Source organism: Paracoccus fontiphilus (assembly GCF_017356265.1).
Classification (GTDB): Bacteria; Pseudomonadota; Alphaproteobacteria; order Rhodobacterales; family Rhodobacteraceae; genus Paracoccus; species Paracoccus fontiphilus.
Window position 1 is genome coordinate 33,501 of the sequence record NZ_JAFNAW010000017.1, and the last position, 15,147, is coordinate 48,647.

General features: G+C 67.7%; 17 protein-coding genes. 7 read left to right on the forward strand and 10 right to left on the reverse strand.

Annotation, left to right across the window (positions count from 1 at the left end; translation table 11 throughout):
- Position 1: 1 nt before the first annotated feature.
- Positions 2-1,114, reverse strand: coding sequence for a DNA polymerase IV (dinB, locus tag J0F76_RS08305; protein WP_242690075.1), 1,113 nt, complete (start codon positions 1,112-1,114; stop codon positions 2-4).
- A 185-nt stretch (positions 1,115-1,299) separates the two neighbouring features.
- Between dinB and J0F76_RS08310 the strand changes: the two genes are divergently transcribed.
- Complete coding sequence (locus J0F76_RS08310; RefSeq protein WP_207467805.1) at positions 1,300-1,950, forward strand: cysteine hydrolase family protein; 651 nt, start codon at positions 1,300-1,302, stop codon at positions 1,948-1,950.
- Here J0F76_RS08310 and J0F76_RS08315 read toward each other — a convergent pair.
- Positions 1,938-2,174 carry a hypothetical protein gene (locus tag J0F76_RS08315; RefSeq protein ID WP_207467807.1) on the reverse strand — a complete coding sequence of 79 codons (237 nt, stop codon included), beginning with the start codon at positions 2,172-2,174 and terminating at the stop codon, positions 1,938-1,940. The two genes, J0F76_RS08310 and J0F76_RS08315, sit on opposite strands and share 13 nt — an antisense overlap.
- A 3-nt stretch (positions 2,175-2,177) precedes the next feature.
- Entirely contained in the window at positions 2,178-2,393 is a 216-nt protein-coding gene (locus J0F76_RS08320) for a hypothetical protein (protein WP_207467810.1), read from the reverse strand.
- A gap of 181 nt (positions 2,394-2,574) precedes the next feature.
- Between J0F76_RS08320 and J0F76_RS08325 the strand changes: the two genes are divergently transcribed.
- From J0F76_RS08325 to J0F76_RS08350, 6 genes are all read left to right on the forward strand, one after another.
- Positions 2,575-3,432: an SDR family oxidoreductase gene (locus J0F76_RS08325; protein ID WP_207467812.1), complete on the forward strand. Its 858-nt coding sequence runs from the start codon at positions 2,575-2,577 to the stop codon at positions 3,430-3,432.
- Between the two features lie 12 nt (positions 3,433-3,444).
- Positions 3,445-5,154: a malto-oligosyltrehalose trehalohydrolase gene (gene treZ, locus J0F76_RS08330; protein ID WP_207467814.1), complete on the forward strand. Its 1,710-nt coding sequence runs from the start codon at positions 3,445-3,447 to the stop codon at positions 5,152-5,154.
- Positions 5,151-7,397: a malto-oligosyltrehalose synthase gene (gene treY / locus J0F76_RS08335; protein WP_207467816.1), complete on the forward strand. Its 2,247-nt coding sequence runs from the start codon at positions 5,151-5,153 to the stop codon at positions 7,395-7,397. The genes treZ and treY overlap by 4 nt, the downstream gene beginning before the upstream one ends.
- 94 nt (positions 7,398-7,491) lie before the next feature.
- Positions 7,492-8,607 carry a sugar phosphate nucleotidyltransferase gene (locus tag J0F76_RS08340; RefSeq protein ID WP_242690081.1) on the forward strand — a complete coding sequence of 372 codons (1,116 nt, stop codon included), beginning with the start codon at positions 7,492-7,494 and terminating at the stop codon, positions 8,605-8,607.
- An 11-nt stretch (positions 8,608-8,618) separates the two neighbouring features.
- A complete protein-coding gene (glgX, locus tag J0F76_RS08345) occupies positions 8,619-10,694 on the forward strand; it encodes a glycogen debranching protein GlgX (protein WP_207467820.1) in 2,076 nt (691 codons plus the stop codon).
- Between the two features lie 16 nt (positions 10,695-10,710).
- Positions 10,711-11,055 carry a DUF2934 domain-containing protein gene (locus J0F76_RS08350; protein ID WP_207467822.1) on the forward strand — a complete coding sequence of 115 codons (345 nt, stop codon included), beginning with the start codon at positions 10,711-10,713 and terminating at the stop codon, positions 11,053-11,055.
- A gap of 42 nt (positions 11,056-11,097) precedes the next feature.
- Here the strand turns inward: J0F76_RS08350 and J0F76_RS08355 are convergent, their stop codons facing one another.
- From J0F76_RS08355 to secF, 7 genes are read right to left on the reverse strand one after another with little or no spacing between them, the layout of a single operon-like run.
- Positions 11,098-11,637 carry a DsbE family thiol:disulfide interchange protein gene (locus J0F76_RS08355; RefSeq protein ID WP_207467824.1) on the reverse strand — a complete coding sequence of 180 codons (540 nt, stop codon included), beginning with the start codon at positions 11,635-11,637 and terminating at the stop codon, positions 11,098-11,100.
- A complete protein-coding gene (gene ccmD, locus J0F76_RS08360; RefSeq protein ID WP_207467826.1) occupies positions 11,630-11,773 on the reverse strand; it encodes a heme exporter protein CcmD in 144 nt (47 codons plus the stop codon). Before ccmD ends, J0F76_RS08355 begins: the two co-directional genes overlap by 8 nt.
- A complete protein-coding gene (locus J0F76_RS08365; RefSeq protein WP_207467828.1) occupies positions 11,770-12,495 on the reverse strand; it encodes a heme ABC transporter permease in 726 nt (241 codons plus the stop codon). Before J0F76_RS08365 ends, ccmD begins: the two co-directional genes overlap by 4 nt.
- Positions 12,496-12,537: 42 nt before the next feature.
- On the reverse strand, positions 12,538-13,194 hold the full coding sequence (ccmB, locus tag J0F76_RS08370; RefSeq protein ID WP_207467830.1) for a heme exporter protein CcmB: 657 nt from the start codon (positions 13,192-13,194) through the stop codon (positions 12,538-12,540).
- Positions 13,191-13,817, reverse strand: a complete 627-nt coding sequence (gene ccmA, locus J0F76_RS08375; RefSeq protein ID WP_207467832.1) for a heme ABC exporter ATP-binding protein CcmA — start codon at positions 13,815-13,817, stop codon at positions 13,191-13,193. The genes ccmB and ccmA overlap by 4 nt, the downstream gene beginning before the upstream one ends.
- Complete coding sequence (locus J0F76_RS08380; protein WP_207467833.1) at positions 13,814-14,167, reverse strand: Mth938-like domain-containing protein; 354 nt, start codon at positions 14,165-14,167, stop codon at positions 13,814-13,816. Before J0F76_RS08380 ends, ccmA begins: the two co-directional genes overlap by 4 nt.
- Entirely contained in the window at positions 14,167-15,147 is a 981-nt protein-coding gene (secF, locus tag J0F76_RS08385; RefSeq protein ID WP_207467836.1) for a protein translocase subunit SecF, read from the reverse strand. Before secF ends, J0F76_RS08380 begins: the two co-directional genes overlap by 1 nt.

Consider the following 15,147-nt stretch of genomic DNA (forward strand, 5'->3'; position numbering starts at 1 on the left):
GTCACAAGCCCTGCAATCCCAGCGTCAGTTGCTGCCCTTCGCCCTGATCCTCGCTTTCCAGCGACGACAGGGTGACGCCCAGCAGGCGCACGCCCTTTTCCACCGGGAACAAGGGCTGCAGCAGTCCCACGGCGATCGCCTCCAGATCCTGGGCGCCGTGGACCGGGCCGGTCAGGGTGCGGCTGCGGGTGATCTGCTGGAAATCGGCATACTTCACCTTCAGCGTCACGGTGCGGCCCGTCAGGTGCCTGCCCTCGCAATGGCGCCAGACCTTTTCGGCCAGCGGCGCGATCTCGCGCCGGGCCAGGTCGAAATCGTGGATGTCGGCGGAAAACGTGTCCTCGGCGCCGACCGACTTGCGGATGCGGTGGGGTTCCACCGGGCGATGGTCGATGCCGCGCGCGATGCGGTAATACCAGGACCCCGCCTTGCCGAAATGGTGGCGCAGGAAATCGGGCGAGCGGGCCTTCAGGTCCGCGCCGGTGACGATGCCCAGACGCTCCATCTTGGCGGCGGTGGCGGGGCCGATGCCGTGGAACTTCTTGACCGGCAGGGCGGCCACGAAGGCCGGGCCGCGCGCGGGGGTGATGACCGCCTGGCCGTTGGGCTTGTTCAGGTCGCTGGCCAGCTTGGCCAGGAACTTGTTGTAGGAAATCCCGGCGGACGCGTTCAGCCCCGTCACCTGCCGGATGCGGTCGCGGATCATCAGCGCGATGGTGGTGGCGATGGGGATGTCCTTCTTGTTGCGGGTCACGTCCAGATAGGCCTCGTCCAGCGACAGGGGCTCGATCAGGTCGGTGTGTTCGGCAAAGACCTCGCGGATCTGCTGCGACACCGCGCGATACACTTCGAACCGGGGCCTGACGAAAATCAGGTCGGGACAGCGGCGCCTGGCCGTGACCGAGGGCATGGCCGACCGGACGCCGAAGACCCGCGCCTCGTAGCTGGCGGCGGCGACCACGCCGCGCGCCGCGGACCCGCCGACCGCAACCGGCTTGCCCCGCAGGTCGGGATTGTCGCGCTGTTCGACCGATGCGTAGAAGGCATCCATGTCCACATGGATGATCTTGCGCAGGCTGGGCGCCACCTCGTCGCGATCCTCTGGTTCCATCATGCGGGGCTTCCGATCCGCCATTGCCTGGTGCCGCCGATCCTAGCCGAGCCGCCAAAGGAAACAAAGACGGAACAAGCAGGCACAGCCATGCTGCTTGGGCCGCAGAACAAATGTTTACGCAGGCAGCCTTCCTGCAACCCGCGGCCACGGGCCACGGTTTGGTCCCCACGATCAAGGAGGATGGCATGAGCTTTCACAAGCCCACCGATGCGGCCGGAAAGGTGAAGGAAGGCCTGGTCTACGGTCCCCCCGGCAGGAACGCGGCGCATCTGTGCATCGACATGCAGCGCCTGTTCGACAAGGGCTCGGACTGGGCGGTCGAGTGGTTGCGACGGGTGCTGCCGCAGGTCTGCCAGGTGGTGGAACTGTATCCGGCGCAGACGATCTTCACCCGCTTCATCCCGCCCGAAACGCTGGAGGACGCGCCCGGAAGCTGGCGCCGCTATTACGAAAAATGGCCGCAGATGCTGCGCCGGAACCTTGACCCGGACTTCCTGCGCCTGCTGCCGGAACTGGAGCTTCATCTTGAAACGGCCCGGCTTTTCGACAAGCCTGTCTACTCGCCGTGGATGGACGGCCGGCTGCACCGGATGCTGCAGGAAAGCGGGGTCGACACGCTGGTCGTGACGGGGGGCGAGACCGATGTCTGCCTGCTTGCGACCGTGATGGGCGCCGTCGATCTGGGCTATCGCACGATCATCGTGTCCGACGCGGTCTGCTCCTCGACCGACGAGACGCATGACGCGACGATGCAGGTCTATGCGAACCGCTTCGGCCAGCAGATCGAGATGATCGAGACGGACAGGCTGCTGCAGGCGGTCGTTCAGGGCGCCTGACAGCCAAGGCGGTCGGCCAGGTCGCGGAACACCTGGGCGATCGCCAGTTCAAGTTCCAGCCCCTCGACGATGACGGCGCCGGGGTCTTCCTGTCCGTCATGCATCACCTGGCGCTCGGCCAGCCAGTCGCACAGGGACCGCCGGCCTTCCGCATCCAGAAGGCCGGGCAGCGCGTCGATCAGCTTGGCATGGGCGATCTGCCGGGCGTCGCCGTTGTCCTGCATGGATCAATACCCGCCGGGAGGATCGCTGGCCGGGAAGGATTCGTCCACCGCCTCGTCCACGCGATCCCATTGGCGCGGCGGGGCCGACATCTCTCTGGGCCCGGCGGGGCGGACATAACGATAGTCCCGGTCCTCATCGGTGCGGGCAACGGCCTTGGCGATCAGCCCCGCCACCATCATCAGCGCACCGCCCGCAATCAGCATATCGCAATTTCGCATGGTCTTGCTCCGTCATGTCTGCGGTCCAACGACCCGGCGGCGGCAGTTGTTCCCCGCCCGCCGCCGAGGAATTTTCAACTGATAAACAGCAAGGTGGAAACCCATCGGCGGCATGGCGGTTCTGAAAGGGCATCCCGCCCGCAGGAACGGGCGGCCATTCACCAGCAACAGGAGGCCGCAGATGCGCGATTATCCCAAGCCCCCCTTCCCGAAGCAGCAGCAGGACCTGCCCGGCAGCTTCCAGAAGATGGACCCCAGGCCGGACCACGGCGAGGAAAGCTGGAAGGGCGCGGGCCGGCTGGACGGCATGAAGGCCCTCATCACCGGCGGCGACAGCGGCATCGGCCGCGCGGTCGCCATCGCCTACGCCCGCGAGGGCGCGGACGTGGCGCTGTCCTATCTGGACGAGACCGACGACGCCCAGTCCACCGCGCAACTGATCCGCGATGCCGGGCGCGAGTGCCTGACCTTCGCGGGCGACATCTCGGACCCGGAACACTGCCGCAGGATCGTGGCCGAGACGGCGCAGAAGTTCGGCCGCATCGACATCCTAGTCAACAACGCCGCCCACCAGGAAACCTTCGACAAGATCGAGGAGATCCCGGACGAGGAATGGCAATACACATTCGCCACCAACATCCACGCGATGTTCTACCTGACAAAGGCCGCCGTTCCGCACATGAAACCCGGAAGCGCCATCATCAACACGGCTTCCATCAACGCCGACGATCCCAGCCCGAACCTGCTGGCCTATGCGACGACCAAGGGCGCGATCCAGAACTTCACCATGGGCCTGGCGCAGATGCTGGCCGAACGCGGCATCCGCGCCAACGTGGTGGCCCCCGGTCCCGTCTGGACGCCGCTGATCCCCGCCAGCATGGACCCCGAGAAGGTGTCGAAGTTCGGCGAGAACTATCCCATGAAACGGCCCGCGCAGCCGGTCGAGCTTGCCTCGGCCTATGTGATGCTGGCCGAGCCGATGTCCTCCTATGTCTCGGGCGCGACGATTGCCGTGACCGGCGGCAAGCCGATGATGTGACGGGTGGAACGGATGACGCGACATTGGGGCGGGCAATGGTCCGACAACGGGTGGACGGCGCGTATCTGGGCGCCGGACGCGGACGAGGTGGGCCTGGTGCTGCGCGGCCAGCATCACGGCATGGCGCGGCAGCCGGACGGTTTCTGGTCCGTGACGGTTCCCGCGCGGGCCGGGGACGAATACCTGTTCCGCATCGACGGCAAGGACATCCCCGACCCGGCGTCGCGTCTTCAGGCGGGCGACGTGCAAGCCCCGTCGGTCGTGACCCGTCCCGCCGATCCTGCCGGACTGGCGGCATGGAAGGGCCGCGACTGGGCCGAGGCGGTGATCTACGAGCTTCACCTGGGCACCTTCACCCCCGAGGGCACGCTGGCGGCGGCGACCGCGAAGCTGGCGGAACTCGCCGGCCTGGGCATCACCGCGATCGAGATCATGCCCGTCGGCCAGTGGTCCGGAGAACGCGGCTGGGGCTATGACGGCGTGCTGCCCTATTCGCTGCATCCGGCCTATGGCAGCCCCGACGACCTGCGCGGCTTCGTGGATCACGCCCATTCGCTGGGCCTGATGGTCATGCTGGATCTGGTGATGAACCATTTCGGCCCGGATGGCGCCTATATCCATCATGCCGCGCCGCGTTTCTTCGACGAGAACCGCCACACGCCCTGGGGCGCGGCCATCGACTTTTCCCAGGCAGCCGTCCAGGAATACTGGATCCAATGCGCGGAATACTGGGTGGGCGAATACTGCCTGGACGGGCTGCGGCTGGACGCGGTCCATCAGATCAGCGGCCCCGGCGCCGACGACTTCATGCGGACCTTCGCCCAGCGGGTCCGCGCGGTCGATCCGTCCCGCGCCATCCACCTGGTCGTCGAGGACGAGCGGAACGAGCCCGGTCTGCGCCAGAACGGCTATGACGCCACCTGGAACGACGATTTCCACCACGCGATCCATTGCAGGCTGACCGGCGAATCCGACAGCTATTACGCCAGCTTCTCGCACGATCCGGTCGGCGACCTGTGCCTTGCCCTGGAACGCGGCCATATCGAGGAAGGCCAGCCCCGCCCCGGCCGCGACACGCCGCGCGGCGAACCGTCGGGGCACCTGCCGCCCACGGGCTTCGTCAACGCGACCCAGACCCACGACCAGGTCGGCAACCGCGCGCTTGGCGAACGGCTGTTGTCCTTGGCCGATCCCGACGGGGTGCGCGTGGCCTATGCGCTGCTGCTGGTGGCACCCTACATCCCCATGATCTTCATGGGCGAGGAACGCGGCGCGACCACGCCCTTCCTGTTCTTCGCCGACTACGAGGGCGATCTGGCCGAGGCCGTGCGCAAGGGCCGCGCCGCCGAGTTCGCGGGCGTCGCCAGCCTTGGCGAAAAGGTGCCCGACCCCCTGTCGCCCGATACCTTCGCAAGATCCAGGCTGAACTGGAGCGAACGGGACGCCGGCGACTGGCTGGACCTGACGCGCCGGGCGTTGGCGTTCCGCGCCAGTCATGTCGTGCCGCTGCTGAAGTCCGGGCGCAGCGCCCCGGCCAGCGTTACGCGCCATGGCAAGGCGTTGCTGTCGGCCACCTGGCACTTCCACGGCGGGACGCTGGAGCTGTGGCTTTCCCTCGGGCAGGTTGAACCGGATCTGAAACCGCCGCAGGATGCGGCATTCTCCGTGGGCCGCGTTGGCCTTGACCCCTTCGCCCTTTCCATCACCGCAAGGCCCAAATGACCCCTGCTATTCCCACGGCGACCTATCGGTTCCAGTTGCGAGACGGCGTCGATTTCGCGCGCATCACCGGACTGCTGCCCTATCTCAAGTCGCTCGGCATCTCGCACCTGTATCTGTCGCCGATCTTCACGGCGCAGTCAGGGTCCACCCATGGCTATGATATCATCGACCCGACGCAGATCGACCCCGTTCTGGGCGGGCGCGACGGGTTCGAGGCGCTGGCCCGCGCGGCCAAGGCGCAGGACCTGGGCATCATCCTTGACATCGTGCCGAACCACACGGCCTTCACGCTGGAAAACCCGTGGCTGCTGGACGTGCTGAAGCAGGGGCAGGCCAGCCGCTATGCCCGGCATTTCGACATCGACTGGGACGCGGGCCCGCTGGTGCTGCCCTTCCTGCCCGAGCCGTTCGAGAAGATGCTGGCCGACGGCGCCTTCAGCACGTCGGGCGGGCAGTGGCGCTTTGGCGACGTGTCCGTGCCCCTGGCCGAGGACAGCCCCGTTACCGATGACCTGCGCGCCCTGCACGACACCCAGAACTGGCGCCTTGTCCATTACGAGATGGAGCGCGACGGCATCACCCACCGCCGCTTCTTCAACGTCACCAGTCTGATCGGCATGCGGGTCGAGGATGACCGGGTCTTCGACGACACCCACAGCCTGATCTTTGATCTGGTCCGCAAGGGTCTGGTCCAGGGCTTGCGGGTCGATCACATCGACGGGCTTGCCGACCCCGAGGCCTATCTGCACCGCCTGCACGAGGCGCTGCCCGACACCCCTGTCTGGGTCGAGAAGATCCTGGTGGGCGACGAGACCCTGCCCCCGGAATGGCAGACGGTCGGCACCACCGGCTACGAGGCCGCGCGCCTGATCGCCCGGCTGCTGACCGATCCCGCAGGCATCGAGGAGCTTGACGGCCTGTGGCGGCAAGCCACCGGGATCGACACCGATTTCCGGGCCGAGTTGCGCCAGGCCAAGCTGGACGTGCTGGACAACGAACTGGCGGCCGAACGGCGGCAGTTGGCCGACATGGCCGCCGCGGCCACCCGCGGCTCGCCCGTGGCCGAGCCCGGCCCGGAATCGCTGCGCGAGGCGATCACCGCCCTGCTGGTCGCCACCCCGCGCTATCGCACCTATGTCACCGACACCGCCCGGTCTGATGACCGCGACCTGCTGCGCGCCATCGCCGACGACGCCGCCGAGGGCCTGCGCGGGCGCGCGGTGGTCGACCTGCTGGTCGACCTGATGCTGGACCCGCAGACGGACGCGGCGCGCACCCTGGTCCGGCGGTTCCAGCAGGTGTCGGGCGCGCTGCTGGCCAAGGCGCAGGAGGACACGGCAGGCTTCCGCTGGACGCGCTACCTGCCCGCGAACGAGGTTGGCGCCGAACCCGACGAGCCCACCGTCACGGCCGAGGAAGCCAATGCCTTCCTGGCGCGCCGCCGCGCGTCCGACATGACGCTGGTTTCCACCCATGACACCAAGCGGTCGGGCGATTCCCGGATGCGGCTGGTGGCGATCAGCCACCTGCCCCGTGCCTTCATGGCGCTGTATGACGCGGCAAGCGCCCTGCCGCCGGCCGAAGGGGTCGAGGCGCGATGGCGCTGGTATGTGGTCCAGTCGGCGCTGGCGGTCTGGAACGGGGAGGTGGACCGCACGGCGGACCGTCTTGGAGGCCATATCGAGAAGGCGATGCGAGAGGCCAAGCTGACCAGCTTCTGGTCGAACCCGGACGCGACGGCGGAAGCCGCCACCCAGGCCTTTGCCCGCGCCGTGCTGGAACACTGGAAACGCGATCCCGACCCCGCCCTGCAATCCCTGCTGGACCGGGGCGAGGCACTGTCCTTTGCCCAGCTTGCGCTGCAGATGCTGCTGCCGGGTTTTCCCGACATCTACCGGGGCGACGAAGGCCGGCTTCTGGCCCTGACCGACCCGGACAACCGCCTGCCGGTCGACTGGGACACGTTGTCCGCCCCGCCCGAAGCCGGCGGCAAGCTGCACTGGACTCGGACGCTTCTTGCCATGCGCAGGGAACACGCGGACTTCCTCCGCGATGCCGACGCCTTGGTCGAGGTCGACGCGTCCGGGGTGCGGCTGGTGCGGCGTCTGGGCGACCGCCGGATGGTCGCCGCTTTCGCGCGAAAGGGCATGGCGGTGCCGGCAGAGGGGCCGGGCCGTGTCTTCGGCGACGGCAGCCATGTCGGCGTGGCGGTCGATTCAGGGTCGGGCATCAATAATATTTGATAAAACAAGGAACAATCTGCCGTTGCATCGGTTGCGGGACCAGACAGGCCCGCAAGGCATGTCCTTCCCAACAAAGGATCGTCCGGTGTCAGAGATGCAGCCCTGCCCTTCCCATGCCATTCCAGCGCAGCAAACGGTCGCCACCATCCTTCTGGCAGGGGGCAAGGGCACGCGGCTGCACGATCTGACCGCCGCCGAAAGCAAGCCGGCGGTCCCCTTCGCGGGCCGCAACCGCATCGTGGATTTCGCCATGGCGAACGTCGTCCGCTCGGGGCTGGACAAGCTGCTGGTGGCCACCCAATTCGCCCCCGCGACGCTGAACGAACACCTGCCCGTCCGCTGGGGCAGGCATTTCGACGGGGGCGCGCTGATGCTGCGCGACGGGCGCGACCGCTACCTGGGCACCGCCGATGCCGTGCGCCACAACTGGCGGCAGGTCCAGGACTGGGGGGCGGATCATGTCCTGGTGCTGGCGGCGGACCACATCTACGACATGGACTACGCGGCGCTGATCGCGGCCCACCGGGCATCCGGCGCGGCCGTCACCGTGGCGGTTGACGTGGTTCCGGTCGCGACGGCCAGCGGCTTCGGCGTGATGCATACGGACGCGGGCGGCAAGATCGTCTCGTTCCTGGAAAAGCCCGCCAATCCCCCCGCCATTCCCGGAGAGCCGGATCGCGCGATGGTTTCGATGGGCGTCTATGTCTTCGACCGTGGCTGGCTGGAGGGCGCGCTGTTCGGCGAAGACGTCGAATCGCTCGACTTCGGGCACGAGGTCATTCCCGCCGCCGTGGCGCAGGGCCTTGCCATGGCCTATCGCCTGCCCGACGGCCCGGCGGGCCGGCCCTACTGGCGCGACGTGGGCACGCTGGACGCGCTGCGCCAGTCGCACCTGGATTTCCTCCGCGACCAGCCGGCGCGGCTGCCCAGCCTGTCGCCGGTCGCGGACTGGTATCTAGGCCGCGGCAGCGTGATGATGCCGGGCGCGCTGGTGCCCGCCTCGGCACGGCTGACCTGCACCATCGTGGCGCCCGGCGCCAAGGTGCCGCAGGGCCTGGTCACCGGCGAGGACCCCGACGAAGACGGCCGCTGGTTCCGCCGCGAGGGCCGGACGGTCCTGGTCACCCAAGCCATGCTGGATCGCCGCGAAACGATGCGTTCGCCCATCATCCCCGCAAAGCGCGCGCACCATGCCCGCGATGTTGCCTGAGACAATCTGGAATGCGTGACATGAAGCAAGCCCCCGCGTTCGACCTCAGTGTCATGCGCCCCGACATCCTTGGCGCGGAATTCCTGGGCGAAGGCACGAACTTCGCCCTCTTTTCCGACCATGCCACCCGCGTCGAACTGTGTCTGTTCGACGAGACCGGCAAGCACGAGCAGCATCGCATCGACCTGCCCGAGATGGAGGGCGGCATCTGGTTCGGCTACCTGCCCGGCGTCAGTCCCGGCCAGGTCTACGGCTACCGCGTCCACGGCCCCTACGAGCCCGAGCAGGGCCACCGCTTCAATCCCAACAAGCTGCTTCTGGACCCTTACGCACGCGAGTTGCGGGGCCAGATCCAGTGGGACGATTCGCTGCACGGCTATCAGGTGGGCGAGGACGACCTGAGCTTCGACACCCGCGACAGCGCGGCCTTCATGCCCAAGGCGGTGGTGGTCGACGCCAAGTTCGACTGGGACACCGACCGCGCCATCCGCACGCCATGGCAGAACAGCGTGATCTACGAGGCTCATGTCAAGGGCCTGACCCAGATGCACCCCGGCGTGCCGGAAGCCGATCGCGGCACCTTCCGCGGCCTTGCCAGCGATGCGGTGATCGAACACCTGCACCGCACCGGCATCACCGCGATCGAGCTGCTGCCGATCCACGCATTCGCCAACGACCGCTTCCTGGTGGAACGGGGCCTGTCGAACTACTGGGGCTATTCCACGCTGTCCTTCTTCGCCCCCCATGCGCCCTACCTGAAATCGGGCCAGATCCGCGAGGTGAAGGAGGCGATCCGCAGGCTGCACAAGGCAGGCATCGAGGTCATCCTGGACGTGGTCTACAACCACACGGCCGAGGGCAACGAGCTGGGCCAGACGATGTCCTTCCGCGGCATCGACAACGCGTCCTATTACCTGCTGTCGCCCGACAATCCCCGGCACGGTTTTGATACCACCGGCACCGGCAACACGCTGAACATGGCCCATCCGATGGTGCTGCGCATGGTGATGGATTCGCTGCGCTACTGGGTCGAGGCGATGCATGTGGACGGCTTCCGCTTCGACCTGGCATCCACGCTGGGACGAGAGCCGCAGGGATTCGAGCGCGACGGGTCCTTCTTCAACGCGATCCGCCAGGACCCGGTGCTGTCGGGTGTCAAGCTGATCGCGGAACCCTGGGACATCGGCGAGGGCGGCTATCAGGTCGGCGGCTATCGCTGGCCGTTCCGCGAATGGAACGACAAGTTCCGCGACGACACCCGCGCCTTCTGGCGCCGCGATCCGGGGCTGACCCCCGCCCTGGCGGAACGCCTGTCGGGATCGCCCGTGCAGTTCAACCACAGCCTGCGTCCCGCGACGTCCAGCGTGAACTTCGTCGCGGCCCATGACGGCTTCACCCTGTGGGACACGGTCAGCTTCAACGACAAGCACAACGACGCCAATGGCGAGGAAAACCGCGACGGCCACGACCACAACATCTCGGACAACTTGGGGGCCGAAGGCGCAACGGACGATCCCGGCGTCATCGCCGCGCGCGTCCGCCGCGTCCGCGCGATGCTGGCGACCGTCCTGCTGAGCCAGGGCGTGCCGATGATCCTGGCGGGCGACGACCTCGGCAACAGCCAGGACGGCAACAACAACGCCTATTGCCAGGACAATGCGATCAGCTGGCTGGAATGGGACAAGGCGCGCGACGACGTGAGCATCGCCGTGCAGGCGCTGACCGCCTTCCGGCAGGACGTGTCGCTGGCGCAGTCGCGCTTCGGCGCCGCCCCGGGCGATGCGCAGGAACGCCAGCCTGTCATCCAGTGGCTGCATCCGCGCGGCGGCGAGATGGAGGAAGGCGACTGGGGGGACGGTGAGTTGCGCTGCTTCGGAATGCAACAAACCTTGCCAAACGGACCGGATGTGCTGATCGTGGTCAACGCGGGCGAGGATGCGGAATTTGCCCTTCCCGACGGCGAATGGCAGTTGCGCATCGACACTTCGGACGAGCAGCCGGCACAGGACCGTCCCGTCAGTGGCACCATCCCGGTGCCGTGGCAATCCGTCCTGGCCCTTGTCGGCGGCGACAAGTCACAAGCGTAAACCAGAGGAGAGAACCATGGATCAGGACCACCAGGAGCGGATCAGGCAACGCGCCCACGAAATCTGGGAAAGCGAGGGCCGCCCCCAGGGGCGCGATGCCGACCACTGGAGCCGCGCCGAACAGGAACTGAAGAACGAGATGGGCAACGAGCAGCCGGCCCAGGACGCAGGGCCCGAACTGGCGCAGACGGCCAAGCCGACCCGCGCCAGGGCGTCGAGGACGACCAAGGCGGCCAAGGCCGACAAGTCATCGTCGACGAACGAGCCCGCCAAGCCCAGGCGGACGCGCAAGACCAAGGCGACCGACGAGACAGCCGAGCCGCAAGCCGAGTCGACCCCCTACCTGAACGACGGCCCGTGATACCCGGCCGTCATCCCGTCCGGTGCTGCCGGGCGGGATGGCCTATTCGGCTGCCCGTGCCTTCTCAAGCTCGGGCAGGAAGCGGTTGGTGAAGTCCTCGCGGACCAAGGGTCCGGCGAAGCGGTACAGGACCTTGCCCTCGCCATCGACGATAAAGGTTTCGGGCGGGGCCGTCACGCCCCAGTCGATGGCGCCGCGTCCCTTGGGATCGGTCGCGATCGCCGCAAAGGGATCGCCGCCTTCCTGCAGGAACGACAAGGCGTTCGCGTCCACGTCGCGCAGGTCCACGCCATAGACCGGCATCTGCTTGGCCAGTTCCATCAGCGTCGGGTGTTCCGCCCGGCAAGGCGGGCACCAGCTTGCCCAGAAGTTCACCAGCTTCACGCCGGGCTGGCGCAGCATCTCGTCGGTCAGCTGCGTCTTGCCCGGCAGCGTGGTCTGCGGCACCGCAGGCGCCTCGCGGCCGACCATGGCCGAGGGCAGCGCGTTCGGCTCGTCCCGGCCCATGCCCCACAGGAACATGCCCGCCAGCGCGGCGAATGCCAGCGGCGGAAGCGCGACAAGCGGTGAAATCCTAGCCATGTCTTTCCTGCTTCTCCAGGTCGCGGCGCGCGCGGGCATTGGCCGCCAAGGTCTGCCAGATCAGCGCGCCCAGCAACGCCAGCGAGATGCCATAGGCCCCCAGCACCGCGCCCGCATATTTGCCCAGTTCGATCATGCGCGCATCTCCCTCGCCTGCAGGGCGGCCAGGCGGCGCCTGCGGATTTCCGTGCGGGTGCGGACCAGCAGCAGCGACAGGAACAGCAGGCCGAAGCCCAGCATCGTCAGATACAGCGGATAGCGGTAGACCGCGCTCATCCGTTCGCCCGATTGCACCGACAGGCTGGCGCCCTGGTGCAGGCCCTGGTTCCAGAACAGCACCGCATAGCGCGACAACAGGGCGAAAACCGATCCAACAAGGCACAGTACGCTGGTCAGGTCGGCGGCGCTGTCGGGGTCCTCGACCGCCGACCACAGGGCGATATAGCCCAGGTAGAACAGCAGCAGGATCAGGAAGCTGGTCAGGCGCGGGTCCCATTCCCACCAGGTGCCCCACATGGGCTGGCCCCAGACCGCGCCGGTGACGAGGCCGATCACCGTCATCACCGCACCGACGGGGGCGGCGGCCTTGGCGGCAAGCGCGCTGACATGGTGGCGGCGGATCAGCCAGATCAGCGACGCCACCAGCATCATCACCCAGACGTTGATCGCCATCATCGCGGCGGGCACATGCAGGAAGACGATCTTGACGGTCGAGCCCTGCCGGTAATCCTCGGGCGTGAGGAACCCCCAGGCAAGGCCCGTGACCGTGCAGACCGCGGCCCCCGCCACGACCCATGGCAGGACGGCGCCGGACGTGCGCATGAACTTGACGGGGTTGGCGTATTCCCAGATCGACATATCGGCTTCCTAGCGTCGGCTCGGTTGCGGCTCAAGCCTGCTTCAGCGCAGATTGACCCGCAGGGCGGCGGCTGCGGCAAAAGGTACCAGCGCAAGCACCCCCGCCGTGATGCCCGCCAGAAACAGCAGCGGCGTTGCGGTGTCGCCGCCATCCTGCCCCCGGCGGATCATCTCGGTCCCGAAGATTAGCGTAGGGATGTAAAGCGGCAGGACCAACAGCGACAAAAGCAGCCCCCCGCGCCGCAGCCCCACGGTGACGGCGGCCCCGAAGGCGCCCAGCATCGACAGCGCTGGCGTGCCCAGCAGCAGCGACACCAGCAGCGACGGGATCGCGGCGCCCGGCAGGTGCAGCAGGATGCCGAACAAGGGCGCCGCGACGATCAGCGGCAGGCCGGTGGTGATCCAGTGGGCCACGGCCTTAACGGCGACTGCCCCTTCCAGCGGCAGGGGCGAGGTCGCCAGCAGGTCCAGGCTGCCGTCCTCGTGGTCCAGGGCGAAGATGCGGTCCAGCGACAGCAGGCAGGCCAGCAGCGCGCCCAGCCACAGGATGCCTGCGGCGATGGGCTGCAGGGCGCTTGTCTCTGGCCCGACGCCGAAGGGCACAAGGGCGCAGAGGATCAGGAAGAAGGCCACGCCCAAGCCGAAGCCCCCGCCCGCCCGGACGGCCAGCGACAGGTCGCGGCGCAGAAGGGCGATCACGCGAAGGCCTCGTTGAAGCCTGCGGGGCGCGCGGCCCGGACGGCCTTCGCCTTGAAGGGCGTCAGGTCCAGGACCCGCGCCTCCAGCCCCAGGTCGATATGCGTGGCGATCAGCGCCGCCCCCCCTGCCGCAAGATGGGCGCGAACCATGTCGGCGAAGCGCGCGACCGAGGCCGCGTCCAGCGACACCGTCGGCTCATCCAGCACCCAAAGGGGACGCCGGGCGACCAGAAGGCGGGCAAGGCCCAGCCTGCGCTTCTGCCCCGCCGACAGCGCCGCCGCCGGCCGGTCCGCCAGCGCCACCAGATCCATCGCCGCCAGGGCAGGCGCCAGATCGCCGCCGCCAAAGACCCGCGACCAAAAGCGCAGGTTCTCGGCCACGGTCAGCGCGCCCTTCAGCCCGTCGGCATGGGCGGCATAGGCGACCGTGTCCTCGGGCATGTCGATCCGGCCGGCGATGGGCGGCTGAAGGCCCGCGACCGTGCGCAGCAGCGTCGTCTTGCCGATGCCGTTCGGGCCGCGCAGGATCAGCGCCTGTCCTGCCGCCAGCGTGAAGGACACCCCCTCGACCGTCCGCAGACCGCCGCGCGCGACGGCAAGGTCATGGACGGCCAGCAGCGTCACAGCGGCAGAAGCGCGCAGGCGACCCGCCGCCCCTCGGCTATGGTGACGTTGTAGGTGCGCGCGGCGGTGGGCGAGGCCATGGATTCGACCGCCACCCCCTTGTCGCGCAATGCGGCGACCAGATCGGCGGGGGCATGGGCGATCGCTTCCCCCAGGCCCAGGAACAGCACGTCCACCTGCCCCGCCAGCGCCATCAGGGCCGCGCGATCATCCAGGCCGCCCCAAGCTACGGCGCCCGCCCCCGTCACCAGCACCGCGCCCTGGATGACCTGACCGCCGACCCGGAAGAAGCCGGGGCCATAGCCATCGACCGCCGCCGCGCCGCCGAACTGGGTGGGAGTCAGCTTCATCAGGGGCGTTCCGCGTTTTCAAAGGGCGACGCGGCCAGCTTGGGGTCCTTCTTCGACCAGTCCCGCTTCACGCCCAGCCACAGCACGATGTTCTTGGCGACATAGATCGTGGAATAGCAGCCGACGACCACCCCGAACAGCATCGCGATCACGAAGTCGCGGATCACGTCGCCGCCGAAGATCAGCATCGCCGTCAGCGCGATCCCGGTCGTGACGGCGGTCATCACCGTGCGCGACAGCGTCTCGTTGGTGGTCAGGTTCATCAGTTCGATCAAGGGCCGCGTCTTGTACTTCATCAGGTTTTCCCGCAGCCGGTCGAAGACCACGACCGTGTCGTTGCAGGAAAAGCCCAGCGTCGTCAGCAGCGCCGCGATGGTGGTCAGGTCGAACTTCAACTGGAACAGCGAAAACAGCCCGACAGTCAGCAGCACGTCGTGGATCAGCGACACCACGCAGCCGATGGCGAACTGCCATTCAAAGCGCAGCCAGATATAGGCCATGATGCCCAGGCAGGCCGCGCCCACGGCATAGAAGGCCGTCTTGATCAACTCGCCCGAGACCTTCGGCCCGACCGATTCGACGGATGCGAAGGTGATCTGCGGATCGACCTGATGAAGCGCGGCCTCGATCTGGTTCAACTGCTCGGGGCTGACCGAGCCGGTCTCGTCGGTGGTGCCGATGCGGATCATGGCGACATGGCGGTCGGCGCCGAAGCTGGGGTCGAAGACCTCGGTGATGGCCAGGTCGCTGAAGCCCAGGTCGTCCAGGGCCTCGCGGTAATCGCCCACCTCGAAGGCGGTCGTGCTTTCGGTGCGGATGGTGGTGCCGCCCTTGAAGTCGATGCCGAAGTTCAGGCCCATGGTGGCGACCAGAACCAGCGACAGAACCATCGCCGCCATCGACGCGCCGAAGGTCAGCCACTGCCAGCGGAAGAAGTCGATCCGGGTGTTGTCGGGGACGAGTTTCAGACGGAATGCCAT

Excerpts from the sequence above, each read along its gene's own strand:
- J0F76_RS08340 (WP_242690081.1), top strand. The coding sequence starts at position 7,492 with ATGCAGCCCTGCCCTTCCCATGCCATTCCAGCGCAGCAAACGGTCGCC.
- J0F76_RS08320 (WP_207467810.1), bottom strand. The coding sequence starts at position 2,393 with ATGCGAAATTGCGATATGCTGATTGCGGGCGGTGCGCTGATGATGGTG.
- treZ (WP_207467814.1), top strand. The coding sequence starts at position 3,445 with ATGACGCGACATTGGGGCGGGCAATGGTCCGACAACGGGTGGACGGCG.
- glgX (WP_207467820.1), top strand. The coding sequence starts at position 8,619 with ATGCGTGACATGAAGCAAGCCCCCGCGTTCGACCTCAGTGTCATGCGC.
- dinB (WP_242690075.1), bottom strand. The coding sequence starts at position 1,114 with ATGATGGAACCAGAGGATCGCGACGAGGTGGCGCCCAGCCTGCGCAAG.
- ccmD (WP_207467826.1), bottom strand. The coding sequence starts at position 11,773 with ATGATCGAACTGGGCAAATATGCGGGCGCGGTGCTGGGGGCCTATGGC.
- treY (WP_207467816.1), top strand. The coding sequence starts at position 5,151 with ATGACCCCTGCTATTCCCACGGCGACCTATCGGTTCCAGTTGCGAGAC.
- J0F76_RS08365 (WP_207467828.1), bottom strand. The coding sequence starts at position 12,495 with ATGTCGATCTGGGAATACGCCAACCCCGTCAAGTTCATGCGCACGTCC.
- J0F76_RS08380 (WP_207467833.1), bottom strand. The coding sequence starts at position 14,167 with ATGAAGCTGACTCCCACCCAGTTCGGCGGCGCGGCGGCGGTCGATGGC.
- J0F76_RS08350 (WP_207467822.1), top strand. The coding sequence starts at position 10,711 with ATGGATCAGGACCACCAGGAGCGGATCAGGCAACGCGCCCACGAAATC.
- J0F76_RS08310 (WP_207467805.1), top strand. The coding sequence starts at position 1,300 with ATGAGCTTTCACAAGCCCACCGATGCGGCCGGAAAGGTGAAGGAAGGC.
- secF (WP_207467836.1), bottom strand. The coding sequence starts at position 15,147 with ATGGCATTCCGTCTGAAACTCGTCCCCGACAACACCCGGATCGACTTC.
- J0F76_RS08315 (WP_207467807.1), bottom strand. The coding sequence starts at position 2,174 with ATGCAGGACAACGGCGACGCCCGGCAGATCGCCCATGCCAAGCTGATC.
- J0F76_RS08355 (WP_207467824.1), bottom strand. The coding sequence starts at position 11,637 with ATGGCTAGGATTTCACCGCTTGTCGCGCTTCCGCCGCTGGCATTCGCC.
- J0F76_RS08325 (WP_207467812.1), top strand. The coding sequence starts at position 2,575 with ATGCGCGATTATCCCAAGCCCCCCTTCCCGAAGCAGCAGCAGGACCTG.